Source organism: Streptomyces marokkonensis, from assembly GCF_039539045.1.
Classification (GTDB): domain Bacteria; phylum Actinomycetota; class Actinomycetes; order Streptomycetales; family Streptomycetaceae; genus Streptomyces; species Streptomyces marokkonensis.
In genome coordinates this window covers 1-14,640 of record NZ_BAABCQ010000039.1, presented here as the reverse complement: position 1 = coordinate 14,640, position 14,640 = coordinate 1, and the positions used below count along the sequence as shown (strand labels likewise).

9 protein-coding genes are annotated in these 14,640 nt (G+C 72.3%); 3 read left to right on the top strand and 6 right to left on the bottom strand.

Annotation, left to right across the window (positions count from 1 at the left end):
• Positions 1–117: 117 nt before the first annotated feature.
• Positions 118–591, top strand: a complete 474-nt coding sequence (locus ABEA26_RS12625) for an excalibur calcium-binding domain-containing protein (RefSeq protein ID WP_345591985.1) — start codon at positions 118–120, stop codon at positions 589–591.
• Positions 592–683: 92 nt separating this feature from the next.
• On the opposite strand, the gene ABEA26_RS12620 is transcribed toward ABEA26_RS12625, so the two are convergent.
• Together ABEA26_RS12620 and ppdK are read right to left on the bottom strand one after the other, a co-directional pair.
• Positions 684–1,544: a DUF1963 domain-containing protein gene (locus ABEA26_RS12620; protein ID WP_345591983.1), complete on the bottom strand. Its 861-nt coding sequence runs from the start codon at positions 1,542–1,544 to the stop codon at positions 684–686.
• A 403-nt stretch (positions 1,545–1,947) separates the two neighbouring features.
• The gene (gene ppdK, locus ABEA26_RS12615; RefSeq protein ID WP_345591981.1) at positions 1,948–4,677 is read right to left on the bottom strand and encodes a pyruvate, phosphate dikinase; all 2,730 of its coding nucleotides are present in this window, start codon (positions 4,675–4,677) and stop codon (positions 1,948–1,950) included.
• A gap of 372 nt (positions 4,678–5,049) precedes the next feature.
• Here ppdK and ABEA26_RS12610 point away from each other — a divergent pair, with 372 nt between their 5' ends.
• Positions 5,050–5,340, top strand: coding sequence for a hypothetical protein (locus ABEA26_RS12610; protein WP_345592048.1), 291 nt, complete (start codon positions 5,050–5,052; stop codon positions 5,338–5,340).
• On the opposite strand, the gene dusB is transcribed toward ABEA26_RS12610, so the two are convergent.
• Positions 5,341–6,507, bottom strand: a complete 1,167-nt coding sequence (dusB, locus tag ABEA26_RS12605; RefSeq protein ID WP_345591979.1) for a tRNA dihydrouridine synthase DusB — start codon at positions 6,505–6,507, stop codon at positions 5,341–5,343. It abuts the gene before it with no gap.
• A gap of 410 nt (positions 6,508–6,917) precedes the next feature.
• On the opposite strand from dusB, the gene ABEA26_RS12600 reads away from it, so the two are divergent.
• The gene (locus ABEA26_RS12600) at positions 6,918–7,565 is read left to right on the top strand and encodes a hypothetical protein (protein ID WP_345591977.1); all 648 of its coding nucleotides are present in this window, start codon (positions 6,918–6,920) and stop codon (positions 7,563–7,565) included.
• Between the two features lie 60 nt (positions 7,566–7,625).
• Here ABEA26_RS12600 and ABEA26_RS12595 read toward each other — a convergent pair whose 3' ends face one another.
• The 3 genes from ABEA26_RS12595 to ABEA26_RS12580 form a co-directional block, all read right to left on the bottom strand.
• Positions 7,626–12,044 (bottom strand): cation-translocating P-type ATPase, encoded by a 4,419-nt coding sequence (locus ABEA26_RS12595; protein WP_345591975.1) that lies wholly within the window; start codon positions 12,042–12,044, stop codon positions 7,626–7,628.
• Between the two features lie 9 nt (positions 12,045–12,053).
• Positions 12,054–12,854: a hypothetical protein gene (locus ABEA26_RS36325; protein ID WP_425587827.1), complete on the bottom strand. Its 801-nt coding sequence runs from the start codon at positions 12,852–12,854 to the stop codon at positions 12,054–12,056.
• 289 nt (positions 12,855–13,143) lie between these two features.
• Positions 13,144–14,526, bottom strand: a complete 1,383-nt coding sequence (locus tag ABEA26_RS12580; protein WP_279559296.1) for a glycine--tRNA ligase — start codon at positions 14,524–14,526, stop codon at positions 13,144–13,146.
• Positions 14,527–14,640 lie beyond the last annotated feature (114 nt).

Below are 14,640 nucleotides of genomic sequence, written 5' to 3'. Positions count from 1 at the left end.
ACCGTCCGGTCACGTCACGTTCGCGTCACGAGTCCTTCATATCGCCACCACATCTCCGGTACCTCAATAGCTTCATCACCTCATATCCGCTCATCCACACCATCTCCGGGACTCTCGATGAACCTGCTCCGCAAGCCCGTCGCCGTGGCTGTCGCCGCGCTGGCCCTGGCCGCCCTGCCGACCGCCGCCCAGGCCCACGAAGGCACCCACCCGTTCGACAACTGCACCGAGGCGTACGAGAACGGGTACTCCAACATCAAGAAGGATGACAAGCACTACGCCGAGGACCTGGACCGCGACAAGGACGGCGTCGGCTGCGACAAGCCGCCCGCGGGCTTCGTGCCCGCCGGCGACAAGGACGAGAAGGACGCAGCCGAGAAGGACGACGACGGGGCCGGCTCCGGGAACGCGGAGAACTCCGGCAGCGGCGAGGCCGGCGGCTCGAAGGAGGCCGCCGGGCAGCAGGGCGCCGACCTGGCCGAGACCGGCGGCGACGACACCACCCCGTACATCGCGGCGGGCGGCGCGGCCGTCGTGCTCGCCGGCGGCGGGCTGCTGCTGGCGGTGAACAGGCGGCGCGCGACACGCTGAGGACGAGCCTCAGCGATCCGGCCCGCCTTCCGCGGACCCCGGGCGCGGCGGGGCGGCCTTCCGGGCCCGCCGCCCCCGCCGCACCCGGGATGTCACGGATTGAAGGTCATGGTGGCGTACACCCGGTCGAAGCGTCCGGCGGCCAGGTCCTGCCGGGCGATCGACCAGGAGAAGCAGGCCATCGCCATCTCGTTGACCCCGGGCCACCACTGGGCGAGGCACACCCAGTCCTCGGGGCGTGTCTCCGTGTGGGCTGCCGGCAGCTCGCCCCGCGCCTCCGCCCGGGCCGCCTCCCGTCCGGCCGCCACGGCGGGGTCCTCCACGGGGTCCTCGTCCAGGGAGTACCCGCCGAGCTGGAGACCGGGATGATGGTATTCGTCCGGCACTTCCTCCCAGGCACTCAGCAGTTCCTCGACGTAGGGGTGCCCCGGGAGCGGACTGAGGACGGAAGGGGGGCCGGGGTCGCGGACCATGGAGTGGTACGGCAGAGAGGCATCGCACATCAGGCGCAGCGGGCCCTCCGGGAAATCCGATCCGTATATCTCGTCCCATTCCAGGAAGAGGTCCACCCGGCGTTCCTCGACGAGCGTGCCTGCGGGTATGTGGAGCGCGCTGCCCAGGTTCCTCTCGTCGATGGACTCGGGGTCGGGGTCGGCGAACAGCATCAGGTGGCCGTCGGGGGGCAGGCCGAGATCGGTCGAGCCCTCGGGCAGCGCGGCGAGGTCGATGGTGGCGACGAGCATGCACCAGGGGTCGGGGGCGTCCGGGGGAAGCACGAAAGGGCCGCCGAGCCGGCCCACGACCGGCTCGTCGCCTGGTTTCAGCTGCAGGATCGCGCACGGCCGTGCGGTGCCCAGCCACCGGTCGACGTCGTCCGGGGGGATGCCGGCCGCGAGCGCCTCCTCACGGAACTGGTCCAGCCTGTTCGGCTTGTCCGGTGTTTCGTCGGTCATACGGATCTCCCTAGGCCGGAACCGGCCAGGTAGCAGGGGCGCGACGCACGGTGCGAAGCAGCGGGTCGCGGGCCGGTGGCGGTCGGCTCTGTCGTGGGAGGACTGTAGGGGCCGGCTCTGACAGCGGCACCCACGGCCGGTCCCGGGTTCGGGTTCGGGTTCGGCCCGCTCGCCACGCGGGGCGGGTGAAGCAGCGGGGCCTGAGCGCCTGTCCTGCCCTGCCCTGCCCTGCTTTGCCGCGCCGTCCCGACGGGCCGGGCGTCTCGCCCCTTTGCGCGCACGCGAGCGGGCGGCACCCCCGCACAAGGGTGCCGCCCGCTCTTCGTGAACCGGAGCCGCCGCCGATCGGTGAGGGTGGTCGGGTGACAGACGGCGGCTCCGGGGCCTGATGCCCTCTCAGGGGCTACCGGTGGTCGCTGCCTTTGGACTGCGACGCCGCCCGGCCCGCTTCCAGCCGGGCCACCGGGATCCGGAACGGGGAGCAGGAGACGTAGTCCAGGCCCACCTCGTGGAAGAAGTGCACCGACTCCGGGTCGCCGCCGTGCTCACCGCAGACGCCGAGCTTGAGGTCGGGGCGGGTGGCGCGGCCGGCCTTCGCGGCGGCGGCGACCAGGGAGCCGACGCCGTCCCTGTCGATCGTCTCGAACGGGGAGACGCCGAAGATGCCCTTCTCCAGGTAGGCCGTGAAGAAGCTGGCCTCCACGTCGTCGCGGCTGAAGCCCCACACGGTCTGGGTCAGGTCGTTGGTGCCGAAGGAGAAGAATTCCGCGGCCTCGGCGATCTGACCGGCGGTCAGCGCGGCACGCGGCAGCTCGATCATCGTGCCGATCGACAGCTTGAGCTTCGCGCCCGTGGCGGCCTCGACCTCTGCGATGACCTGGTCGGCCTCGTCACGGACGATCTCCAGCTCCTGGACGGTGCCGACCAGCGGGATCATGACCTCCGCACGCGGGTCGCCCTTGGCCGCCCTGCGCTCGGCCGCCGCCTCGGCGATCGCCCGCACCTGCATGGTGAACAGACCGGGGATGACCAGGCCGAGACGGACGCCGCGCAGGCCCAGCATCGGGTTCTGCTCGTGCAGGCGGTGCACGGCCTGGAGCAGGCGCAGCTCGTTCTCGTGCGGCTCCTGCCGGGACTCGGCGAGTGCGACGCGCACCGACAGCTCGGTGATGTCCGGCAGGAACTCGTGCAGCGGCGGGTCGAGGAGGCGGATGGTGACCGGCAGGCCGTCCATCGCCTCGAACAGCTCGACGAAGTCCCGCCTCTGGAGCGGGAGCAGCGCCTGAAGGGACTCCTCGCGCTCGGCCTCGGTGTCGGCCAGAATCAGTCGCTCCACCAGTTCGCGCCGGTCGCCGAGGAACATGTGCTCGGTGCGGCACAGGCCGATGCCCTGGGCGCCGAAACGGCGGGCGCGCAGCGCGTCCTCGGCATTGTCGGCGTTGGCGCGCACCCGCAGTCGGCGCTTGCGGTCGGCGAAGGCCATGATGCGGTGCACGGCCTCGACCAGTTCGTCGGCGTCCTCGGCGCCCGCGTGCATACGGCCCTCGAAGTACTCGACGACCGGGGAGGGCACGACCGGGACCTCGCCCAGGTAGACCTTGCCGGAGGAGCCGTCGATGGAAATCACGTCGCCCTCCTCGACGACGTGCCCGCCGGGCACGGTCATCCGGCGGCGCTTGGTGTCGACCTCCAGCTCCTCCGCTCCGCAGACACAGGTCTTGCCCATGCCGCGCGCGACCACGGCCGCGTGGGAGGTCTTGCCGCCGCGCGAGGTCAGGATGCCCTCGGCGGCGATCATGCCGTCCAGGTCGTCGGGGTTGGTCTCGCGGCGGACCAGGATGACCTTCTCGCCGGAGCGGGACCACTTCACGGCCGTGTACGAGTCGAAGACCGCCTTGCCGACCGCCGCGCCCGGCGAGGCCGCGATGCCCCGGCCCACCTTCTCGACCTTGGCGTCGTCGTCGAAGCGCGGGAACATCAGCTGCGCGAGCTGGGCGCCGTTGACGCGCTGGAGGGCCTCCGCCTCGTCGATCAGGCCCTGGTCGACGAGCTGGGTGGCGATACGGAAGGCCGCACCCGCCGTGCGCTTGCCGACGCGGGTCTGGAGCATCCACAGCTGACCGCGCTCGATGGTGAACTCGATGTCGCAGAGGTCCAGGTAGTGGTTCTCCAGGGTCTCCATGATCTGCATCAGCTGGTCGTACGACTTCTTGTCGATCGACTCCAGCTCCGCCAGCGCGACCGTGTTGCGGATGCCGGCGACGACGTCCTCGCCCTGGGCGTTCTGGAGGTAGTCGCCGTAGACGCCCTGGTGGCCGGAGGCGGGGTCGCGGGTGAAGGCGACGCCCGTACCGGAGTCGGGGCCCAGGTTGCCGAAGACCATGGAGCAGACGTTGACGGCGGTGCCCAGGTCGTGCGGGATGCGCTCCTGGCGGCGGTAGAGCTTGGCGCGCTCGCCGTTCCACGAGTCGAAGACGGCCTTGATGGCGAGGTCCATCTGTTCGCGCGGGTCCTGCGGGAAGTCGCGGCCGGCCTCGGCCTTGACGATCTTCTTGAACTTGGTGACCAGCTTCTTGAGCTCGGCGGCCTCCAGCTCGGTGTCGACCACGACCTTCTTGGTCGCCTTCGCCGCCTCCAGCGCCTCCTCGAAGAGGTCGCCGTCGACGCCGAGGACGGTCTTGCCGAACATCTGGATCAGGCGGCGGTAGGAGTCCCAGGCGAAGCGGTCGTCGCCGGCCTGCTTGGCCAGGCCCTGCACCGACCTGTCGGAGAGGCCGATGTTGAGGACCGTGTCCATCATGCCGGGCATGGAGAACTTGGCTCCGGAACGGACCGACACGAGGAGGGGGTCGTCGGCCTGGCCGAGCTTCTTGCCCATCTTCTCTTCGAGGGCGTCGAGGTGCGCACTCACCTCGTCACGCAGTGCCGCCGGCTCCTCACCACTGTCGAGGTAGGTCTTGCAGGCCTCGGTGGTGATCGTGAAGCCGGGAGGGACCGGAAGGCCCAGATTGGTCATCTCGGCGAGGTTGGCGCCCTTGCCGCCGAGGAGGTCCTTGAGGTCCTTGTTGCCCTCGGTGAAGTCGTAAACGAACTTCGCCGTGTTCGCTACCTGGGGTTCTTTGTTTTCCGACACGGGTCTCGACTCCTCGAGGACGCGGTGGCTGCCCTGACGGCGAGGAATGTACCCAGATCAAAGGCTCCTGGGTACGTCCACTTGCGCGTCATGCGCCTGTAACCACTCGTCCGCCAGTGGATCGAAAGTCAAGGCTTGGCAAGCGACCGAGGGATTGTGTTTTCACTTCTTGAACGGAGGGGCTCCCGAGACCTCCATCATCCGCTCTTCTGAGCACCATTCCACACGTTTGAGTTCGATCGATGAACGATCAAGCCATGGCACTGAGTGCCACACTTTGAGGAAGTGGAATCGCCCAAGATCCGCTCATCTGAGCGCAACCTCTATCAGAGGTGGCGAGAATCACGCTGCCACAGGCCGCCGGATTTCACCATGCGGACGCGTGAACGGACCGCTTTCGGCGGACGTACGACAGTGCGGCGGCCCCGGCCCCCTCGCCCGGGCCGCCATCCACCGGGTTACGCACGGAAGGACCTCCGGGCGCCTGTCATCACGCCTTTCCGCCGGCCACCACGGACCGACGAGGCGGAGTTCGCGAAGGAGGCGCAGGGGGACCGCTTCGGCGCCGCGCCCGGCGCGCAGCTGGTGCCGGACCTGCGCGGCAAGGACATGATCTTCTTCCTGACGGCGTACGGCTCCGCGCCGCGCCCGACCGGAGGCTGATCAGCCTCCGGAGGTGTCCAGCTCGGCGTCCTCGCCGACGCCGGCGCAGTCGTACGGGTCCTTCAGCCAGCCGTCCGGCAGGACCACCCGGTTGTTGCCGGAGGTGCGGCCGCGGGGACCGTCGGCGCCGGTGGGCCAGGGCTGGTCGAGGTCGAGTTCGTCGAGGCCGGCGCGCAGTGCCTCCAGGGAGGAGGTGATCGCGAGCCTCTTGCGCATCTCGGAGCCGACCGCGAAGCCCTTCAGGTACCAGGCGACGTGCTTGCGGAAGTCGATGACGCCGCGCGCCTCGTCGCCGATCCACTCGCCGAGCAGGGTGGCGTGCCGGACCATCGCGTCGGCGACCTCGCGCAGCGTGGGCCGTACGTAGGAGTCGGTACGTCCCTCGAAGGCGGCGACCAGGTCGGCGAAGAGCCACGGCCGCCCCAGGCAGCCGCGCCCCACGACGACGCCGTCGCAGCCGGTCTCGCGCACCATGCGCAGCGCGTCCTCGGCGGACCAGATGTCGCCGTTGCCGAGCACGGGGATCTCCGGGACGTGCTCCTTCAGGCGGGCGATGGCGTCCCAGTCGGCGGTGCCGCCGTAGTGCTGGGCGGTGGTGCGGCCGTGCAGGGCGATGGCACTCACGCCCTCCTCGACGGCGATGCGGCCGGCGTCGAGGTAGGTGAGGTGGTCGCCGTCGATGCCCTTGCGCATCTTCATGGTGACGGGCAGGTCGCCCGCGCCGCTCACGGCCTCGCGGACGATGGCCCGCAGCAGGTTCCGCTTGTACGGGAGCGCCGAGCCGCCGCCCTTGCGGGTCACCTTGGGCACCGGGCAGCCGAAGTTCAGGTCGATGTGGTCGGCGAGGTCCTCCTCCGCGATCATGCGGACGGCCTTGCCGACGGTCACCGGGTCGACGCCGTACAGCTGGATCGAACGCGGCGTCTCGGTCGCGTCGAAGTGGATCAGCTGCATGGTCTTCTCGTTGCGCTCGACCAACGCCCGGGTGGTGATCATCTCGCTCACGAACAGGCCCTTGCCCCCGCTGAACTCCCGGCACAGTGTGCGGAAGGGCGCGTTGGTGATCCCGGCCATCGGCGCCAGCACGACGGGCGGCGCGACGGTGTGCGGGCCGATCTGCAACGGCCGGGCGGTGGTGCTGGGGGCGGGTGTGGTGGGCGTGGACATTCCTCCATTGTCACGCACGCGGGACGGTGCTCGCCGCACCAGGAGCAAAGGAGCATGTACAAGCCATTAGTTAACCGCACTATCGATATACGCGTATGGGGGCGGCCGGTGCCGGAGGCTCCGCCGGCCCGCCGCACAGCCGAGCAGACGGCCGAGCGGGCGGACGGCCGAGCGGGCGGACGGCCGAGCGCCCAAAGCCGGCGGAGGTACGAAAGGCGGCGGGCGTCCGTCCTTGACCGGCCCCGGTCGTCGTGTCCGGGGCGGACTCCTGTGGCCCGGGCAGCAGGAGTGGGCGTCGACTGCTCCCCCGGGAGCAGGGCAGGGCTCCTCCCTCCGGCGGATGCGTGCGGGTACCTCGCGGGAGCACAGTGAAGAGGTCTCAGCAGTCGGCCACACGACGGGAGCACGGGATGCTGCTGATCGAGGTTTTCGTTCCCAGGGGCGCCTTGGCCGAGGAGGAGCGGCAGGAGCTCGGGCACCGGCTCATCGACACACTCATGGTCGAGGACGACAGCCACGCCATCGAGATCATCGACGCCCAGCGCGCGATCACCCAGGTGCTCGTACACGAACCCAGCACCTGGGTCCTCGGCGGGCGGCCGACGGCGGACCCCGCAGACCCGCCCCGCTACCTGGTGCGGGTCACCGTCCCGGCGTCGTGGCGCAAGGAGGTGAGCGGGCACGCCGTGGAGATCGTCACCGGCGTCCTGGCCGAGACCGAACGGGCCGCCGGCCGCGACCCCGAGCGGGTGAGGCGTGAGCCGCACGCCGTGGTCCTCGTGGACGGCATCTCCGAGGGCGGTATCGGGATCCACGGCAGGGCCATGAGCAGCCTGGACCTCACCGAACTCGTCTCGCGCCCCTACCGCGACGGCGTCACTCCACCTCCGGCACCGGAACCGCCACAGAACGTGCTGGTCGACCCGGTCTGCGGCATGAACGTCGACCTCGCCGACTCCCCGCTCACGCTGGTGCACCAAGGGGTCCTGTACGGCTTCTGCCACGGCCTGTGCCGACGGTCTTTCGCGGACGAACACGGGGTGCCGCTCGGCCGGTGACCGGGAGGCCGTCGCGGAAGCCGGGCGGGGCGCGGGCGGGTACGTGGGCGTGGGGCGCGCTCAGCGCGTGAGGGCCGGCAGCCGCTCCGCCACCTTCGGCCAGTACTTCACGACCGCCTCCTCCACCTGCGGCAGCGCCCGCTGCCCCGCCAGCGCCAGGGCGATCGCCGCGGCCACGCCCGCCCAGGCGAGGGGGCCCAGCGGGGTACAGCCGAAGAGCTGGCTGGCGCCCGGCGTCTGGACCAGGGCGACCAGCGCGGCGGCGGAGCCCAGCGACGTGACCTGGACCAGGCGGCTGCCGCGGCGGTCGGCCAGGGTCTGGGCGAGCTGGGTGCCGACCACGGCGCACAGGGCCATTGTCGTCGACCGGCGCCCGGTGCCCGGCGTGAAGCGGCCGAAGAGCCAGGCCGCGGTCGCGCCGAGTGCCGTGGTCAGGGCCCGGTGCCGGATCTGGCGGATCAGGGGCTCGCCCAGCACCGCCGTGCCGAGCGGCGTGCCCGCGTCGGCCTCCTCCTGCTCGGGGTCCCCGGTGGGCGTCACCGCCACCGCCATCGCGGGGAACAGGTCGGTGAACAGGTTGACCAGCAGCATCTGCCGGGTGGACAGCGGGGCGGCGCCGCCGAGGACGGTGCCGAGGATGCCGAAGCCGACCTCGCCCGCGTTGCCGCCGATCAGGATGGCGATGGCGTCGGCGACGCTGTGCCACAGCGCCCGGCCCTCCCGGACCGCCTCCACCAGGACCAGCAGGTCGTCGCCCGTGACGACCAGGTCGGCGGCGTTGCGGGCGGCGGCCGAGCCGCGGGCACTGATGCCGACGCCGATGTCGGCGGCGCGGATGGCGGCGGCGTCGTTGGCGCCGTCGCCGACCATGCCGACAACCCGCCCGGCGTCCCGCAGGGACTCGACGACCTGGAGCTTCTGCTCGGGCGCCACCCGGGCCACGACGTCCGCGTCGCGCAGCATGCGGGAGCGGACCGTGCGGTCGGCGGCGGCGAGTTCGTCGCCGGTGACCACGACCGCGTCCTCGGGCCAGCCCAGGTCGACGGCGATGGCGCGGGCGGTCTGCGGATGGTCGCCGGTCAGCACCACGGGCCGTACGCCCGCCTCGCGCAGCCCGCGCACCAGCGCCGGGGACGTCTCACGGGCCACGTCGGCCAGCGCGAGCATTCCGGTGAACTCCAGCTTGGACGGCTGCTGTTCGAGTACGTCGGCCGCCTTCTCACCCCGGCGCAGGGGTCGGCGGGCCACCGCGATGATGCGCAGTCCGTCGCGGGCCAGGCTCTGCGCCACCTCCCAGGCGTGCGACGGCAGGTCGGCGCAGGCGGGCAGCACGGTCTCCGGGGCGCCCTTGACGACCAGTACCGGCGCCCCGTCCCCGTCCCGTCCGACGGCTGCGGCGTAGCCGCGGGAGGTCTCGAAGGGCAGGCCCTCGTCCTGCGTCCACTCCGGGTCGTCCCCGGCGGCGTCCAGTACGGCCTCGTCGGTGGCGTGGGTGGGGCGGGTGCCCTCGCCGTCCAGGCGGGGGCAGGCGCGCGCGGCGATCCGTACGGCGCCCGCGGCGTCCGGGTCGTCCACCTTGCGGACCGTGCCGTCGGCGCCCGCGACCCGCGTCAGCCGCAGCCTGTTCTCGGTGAGCGTGCCCGTCTTGTCGAAGCAGATGGTGTCCATGCGGCCCAGCGCCTCCAGCGTGCGCGGGGTGCGCACGAGGACCCCGCGGCGGCTGAGCCGGCGGGCCGCGGCCAGTTGCGCCACCGTCGCCACCAGCGGCAGCCCCTCGGGCACGGCGGCCACCGCCACCGACACACCACCGGCGACGGCCTGCCGGATCGGCGCCCCGCGCAGCAACGAGAGGCCGGTCACGGCGGCCCCGCCGGCGAGGGTGAGCGGGAGCGCCTTGCGGGTGAGTTCCTGGAGCCTGGCCTGCACTCCGGCCGCCGAGGGCGTACGGGCGGCCAGCGCGACCGCCCGCGCCGCCTCGGTGTGGTCGCCGGTGTCCACGACGACGGCCTGGGCCCGCCCGGCCACCACGGTCGTGCCCTCGAAGACCATGCAGTACCGCTCGGCCACCGGAGCGCGGGGCGCCGGGTCCACGCACTTGTCCACCGGCAGCGACTCGCCGGTCAACGCGGACTCGTCCACCTCCAGGCCGTCCTCCCACAGCAGCCGGGCGTCGGCGGGCACGACGTCGTCCGCCTTCAGCTCGATCACGTGGCCCGGGTGCAGCTTGGCCGCCTCCATGATCCGCGACTCGCGCTCCCCGGTCCCCGGCTCGCCCTCCCCGATTCCCGGCTCGCCCTCCCGCGAGGGTTCATCACCCTCCCGCGACGGCTCCTCGGTGACCCGTGCCTTCTGCTTCTGCTCCGCCAGCAGCCCCGACAGCGCCCGCTCGGCGCGCAGCCGCTGGAACCCGCCGACCAGCGCGTTCAGATCCAGCGCCCCGACCACCAGCAGGGCGTCCACGACCGAGCCGAGGATCGCCGAAGCCGCCGAGCCGACCGCCAGCACGGGAGTGAGCGGATCGTCCAGCTCACCGCGTACGGCCCGGGCCAGCTGCCACGACCAGCGCGCGGGGGCCAGCACCCGTACCCGGCCCGCCCGGTCGGCGACCGCGTGCAGCCGGCCCATGGCCTGCTCGACGACGGTCGGCTCGGGCTCGCGCTCGTGGTCCAGCCGGTCCCGAACGTCGTCGGGGTCGAGCGCGTGCCACGCCACCCGCGCCCGGGGGTGCGGGGCGCGGGCCATCGCCACGCCGAGGGCGGCGCGCGTCCCGGACAGCAGGGCCGCCGCCGCGCTCACGTCGACCGGCGCGTGCCGCAGTCCGGAGAGCGCCGAACCGACGCCCCCGCCACCGTTCTCGCCCTTGCCACGCGCCTCGCCGACCGCCACCAGCAGGCCGGACAGCGCGGCCCCGGAGCGGGCCAGCGTCTGCGACCGGTGCCCGATCGCGCGGGCCGCCGGCACCGCCCGCAGCAGCCGCCACACGTCGGTGAGACCCTGCGGCGCGAGCACGTCCGCGCCCCACGCCACCGGGCAGTCCCCGTCGGCCAGCGCGACGGCCACGTCCCCGCCGAGCAGCCCGGCCGACACCGTCTCGTCGTCACCGGGCCGGGGCCGTACGACGGTGACGACGCCGCCATCGGCGCGCAGTTCGTCCACGACCTCCCGCAACGGCCGCTTCGCACTCACCACTTGGTCCGCGAGCCCGGTGAAGTCGGCCAGCGCCGGGTCCTCCACCATCACCACGCGCAGTCCCGCGCGCCGCGCCGCGTCCAGCACGTCCTCGGTCCACGGGTCCGCGCCCGCGTCCGGCGCCCGCAGCGCGCTCGGGTGCAGGACGACCGTGGCGGCCATCTCCAGCTGCCGCAGCCGTTCCGGGTCGCGCACGAGTACGCCGGTACGGGACAGCGCGGCGCTCAGTACGGCGTGGAAGGCGGCGGGGCCGTAGCGCGCGGCCTTGGGCGAGCCGGCCAGCACCGCCTCGGCGGCCTCGGCCACGTCGTGCTTGACCAGCAGGGTCGCCGCCGCGCCCGCCACACTGCCGGTCGAGGCGTGGGCGGCGTAGTCCTGCGCGGGGGAGCTCTGCAGCGGCGGTCGCAGGCCGGGGTCGGCGGGCAGACTGACCCGGCCCGGGAGGCACAGCCGGTCGTGCACGACCTCGAAGGTCGCCGTCCGGGTCACCGCCTCCGTCAGCTGGCAGGCGCGCAGCGCCCCGTCGAGCACCAGCGAGGTGTAGCTCTGGCCGGCGCCGTGGACGGCCGCGTTGGCGGCGGCCAGCGCCACGTCCATCCCCTGCGCGCCGAGCCGTGCGCGCAGCCAGGCGCGGAAGGTCGGGTTCTCGCGCAGCAGCGTCGCCACGGCCGTCACCAGGCGGGGCGAGGGCGGCAGCCTCAGTCGCGCGCCGGTCACGGCGGCGGCGATGCCCAGGACGTCGGCGCCGAGGGCCGTGGCCGCGACGCGCACCGAGGCCGGGTCGCCGGGGTGGGCCAACTCCTCCACCGGATCGCCCGGTCCGCGTTGCTCCGCCCGGGTCAGTCCGTGCTGCTCGGCGAGTTCGGTGGCCCGGTCCACCACCCGGTCGGTGAGCGCCTCCTCGGTCGCGGTCACCACGAGCCGGGCGAGACCGGTGTCCCAGTAGGCGAGTGCCACGTCCGGGTGCTCGGCCAGGACGGTCGCCACCCGCCGCGCGACGCGTTCCGTGCCGCCCGCCCGGCGCACCTTCTCCGTCGCGACCGGCCGCAGGGCGAGGTGCGCCCGGTGTCCGGCCCGCCAGTCCCGGGTGCCGCCCGGCAGCGCGGCGCGGGCGACCCGTGCCGCCCGTGCCGCGAAGTCCGCGCCGCGCACACCGGCCCGTGCGGTGCCCGCCGCGGCGCCGGCCGCGGCGCCCACCGCGGGCGCGGTGCCGCGCGCGAGCAGCCGGGGACCGGCCAGGACCAATCCGGTGACGGCGTCCTGGGAACGCGTCAGAAGTCCATCGACCATCGTTGTCTCTCAGCCCGCCTTCCGGGTGGATGCCGCCGTCTTCTTCCGGCTCCGGCCGCCCGTGGAGCCGGTGGGCCGGCTGGTGGACGCCTTGGTCCTGGAGGTGCCGCGGGAGGACGTGCTCCGGGAGGTGCCGGCCGTGGCCTTCTTGGCGGTGGCCTTCTTCGCGGTGGCCTTCTTCGCGGTGGCCTTCTTGGCCGTGGCCTTCTTGGCCGTGCTCTTGTTCGCCGGGCTCGTCTTCGCGGTGCTCTTCTTGGCGGGGCCCGATTTGGCCGGGCTCGATTTGGCCGGGCCCGATTTGGCCGGGCCCGACTTCGCGGTGCTCTTCGCGGCCGAGGCCGTCTTCGCCGCGCTCTTCGTCGCCGGGCTCTTCTTGGCGGCGGCCTGCGTCCCGGCGGTCTTCTTGGCGGTACTCCGCGCGGTGCTCTTCTTCGCCGTACTCGACTTCGCCGTACTCGACGCGGCCGCACCCGTCTCGCCGGTACTGGCGGTGCCGGCGGTGCCGGCCTTCCTCGTACCGCCGCCGCCCTCTTCGCCCCCGCCCGGCGACTCCTCGCGCCGTGGCCGCGTCAGCCAGGCCACCGCCGCTCCGGTGACCGCCACCGGCCACTCCACCAGCCCGGCGACGCCCAGCACCCCGGCCCCCGTGTACACGACCACCCGCCGCCCGCGCGGCGACACCTCTCCCAACCTGTCCAGCGCGCCCTCGGCGGCCCTGCCGACCGTCTCGGCGCCCGGCACCTTCCGCAGCGCCGATGCGGCCGCGTGCAACGGCCGCGGGAGCGTCTGCGCCGACTTCTGCTCAGCCATGACTGTTCGTCCTCGCCCTGTGCGTGCCGTGGGGACCGCATGCTGTGGAAACCCCTGGGAACATCACCTTCCGCATTTCTGCGGGTTCCCGCACTTCGGGCGCTCATCCCCAGGAGTTCGCCACGTACTCCGGGCGAGGGCACGCGCCGACCCTGGGGCGCTGAAGCACGAACCGAGGCCCGGAAACGCCGAATGCCCACCTCTTCACCCGACCGAGTCGGGTGAAGAGGTGGGCACAAGCCCGGGGCCCAGGAGGCGGAGCCCCTGGTACCTCAACGGCGACGAGCGTTCAGCAGCCGACCAGCCGCGAGGCCAGGTACCCCTCGATCTGGTCGAGCGACACGCGCTCCTGCTTCATCGTGTCCCGCTCGCGCACCGTCACCGCGTTGTCCTCGAGCGTGTCGAAGTCGACCGTGACGCAGAACGGCGTGCCGATCTCGTCCTGACGCCGGTAGCGGCGCCCGATCGCACCGGCGTCGTCGAAGTCGATGTTCCAGTTCTGCCGCAGCGCCTGGGCGAGGCCCTTGGCCTTGGGCGACAGCTCCGGGTTGCGGGACAGCGGCAGGACGGCGACCTTCACCGGCGCGAGGCGCGGGTCGAGGCGCAGCACCGTGCGCTTCTCCAGCTTGCCCTTGGCGTTCGGCGCCTCGTCCTCGATGTACGCGTCGAGCAGGAAGGCGAGCATCGCGCGCCCGACACCGGCCGCCGGCTCGATGACGTACGGCGTCCAGCGCTCGCCGGCCTCCTGGTCGAAGTAGGAGAGGTCCTGGCCGGAGGCCTTGGCGTGCGAGGAGAGGTCGTAGTCCGTCCGGTTGGCGACACCCTCCAGCTCGCCCCACTCGCTGCCGCCGAAGGAGAAGCGGTACTCGATGTCGGCGGTGCGCTTGGAGTAGTGGGAGAGCTTCTCGGCCGGGTGCTCGAACCAGCGCATGTTCTCCTCACGCAGGCCCAGGCCGGTGTACCAGTTCCAGCGCTGCTCCATCCAGTACTCCTGCCACTTCTCGTCCTCGCCCGGCTTGACGAAGAACTCCATCTCCATCTGCTCGAACTCGCGGGTCCGGAAGATGAAGTTGCCGGGCGTGATCTCGTTGCGGAAGGACTTGCCCATCTGGGCGATGCCGAACGGCGGCTTGCGGCGCGAAGTGGTCTGCACCTGGGCGAAGTTCGTGAAGATGCCCTGTGCGGTCTCGGGCCGCAGGTAGGCGACGGAGCCGCTGTCCTGGGTCGGGCCGAGGTGGGTGGAGAGCAGACCGGAGAACTGCTTGGGCTCGGTGAAGGTGCCCTTGTTGCCGCAGTTGGGGCAGTTGAGGTCCGCGAGGCCGTTCTCCGGGGCGCGGCCCTTCTTCTCCTCGTAGGCCTCTTCCAGGTGGTCCGCGCGGAACCGCTTGTGGCAGGAGGTGCACTCGGTCAGCGGGTCCGTGAAGGTGGCGACGTGGCCGGAGGCCACCCAGACGTCGGGGGCCAGGATCACGGACGAGTCGAGACCGACGACGTCCTCGCGCGAGGTGACCATGTAGCGCCACCACTGGCGCTTGAGGTTCTCCTTGAGCTCGACACCCAGCGGCCCGTAGTCCCAGGCGGCGCGCTGACCGCCGTAGATCTCACTGCACGGGAATACGAAGCCACGGCGCTTGCTCAGGCTGACGATGGTGTCGATCTTGTCGGCGGCCACGGTGCTCTCTTCATTACGACGACGGGCGACGAAGCGAGATGCTTCCAGAGAATGCTTCAGGTTACCGGCGTGCACTACCCCTCGGCCAAATCGGGGCCCACCTGGCTCCCACCC

Excerpts from the sequence above, each read along its gene's own strand:
- ABEA26_RS12595 (WP_345591975.1), bottom strand. The coding sequence starts at position 12,044 with ATGGTCGATGGACTTCTGACGCGTTCCCAGGACGCCGTCACCGGATTG.
- dusB (WP_345591979.1), bottom strand. The coding sequence starts at position 6,507 with ATGTCCACGCCCACCACACCCGCCCCCAGCACCACCGCCCGGCCGTTG.
- ABEA26_RS12620 (WP_345591983.1), bottom strand. The coding sequence starts at position 1,544 with ATGACCGACGAAACACCGGACAAGCCGAACAGGCTGGACCAGTTCCGT.
- ABEA26_RS36325 (WP_425587827.1), bottom strand. The coding sequence starts at position 12,854 with ATGGCTGAGCAGAAGTCGGCGCAGACGCTCCCGCGGCCGTTGCACGCG.
- ABEA26_RS12625 (WP_345591985.1), top strand. The coding sequence starts at position 118 with ATGAACCTGCTCCGCAAGCCCGTCGCCGTGGCTGTCGCCGCGCTGGCC.
- ABEA26_RS12600 (WP_345591977.1), top strand. The coding sequence starts at position 6,918 with ATGCTGCTGATCGAGGTTTTCGTTCCCAGGGGCGCCTTGGCCGAGGAG.
- ABEA26_RS12610 (WP_345592048.1), top strand. The coding sequence starts at position 5,050 with ATGCGGACGCGTGAACGGACCGCTTTCGGCGGACGTACGACAGTGCGG.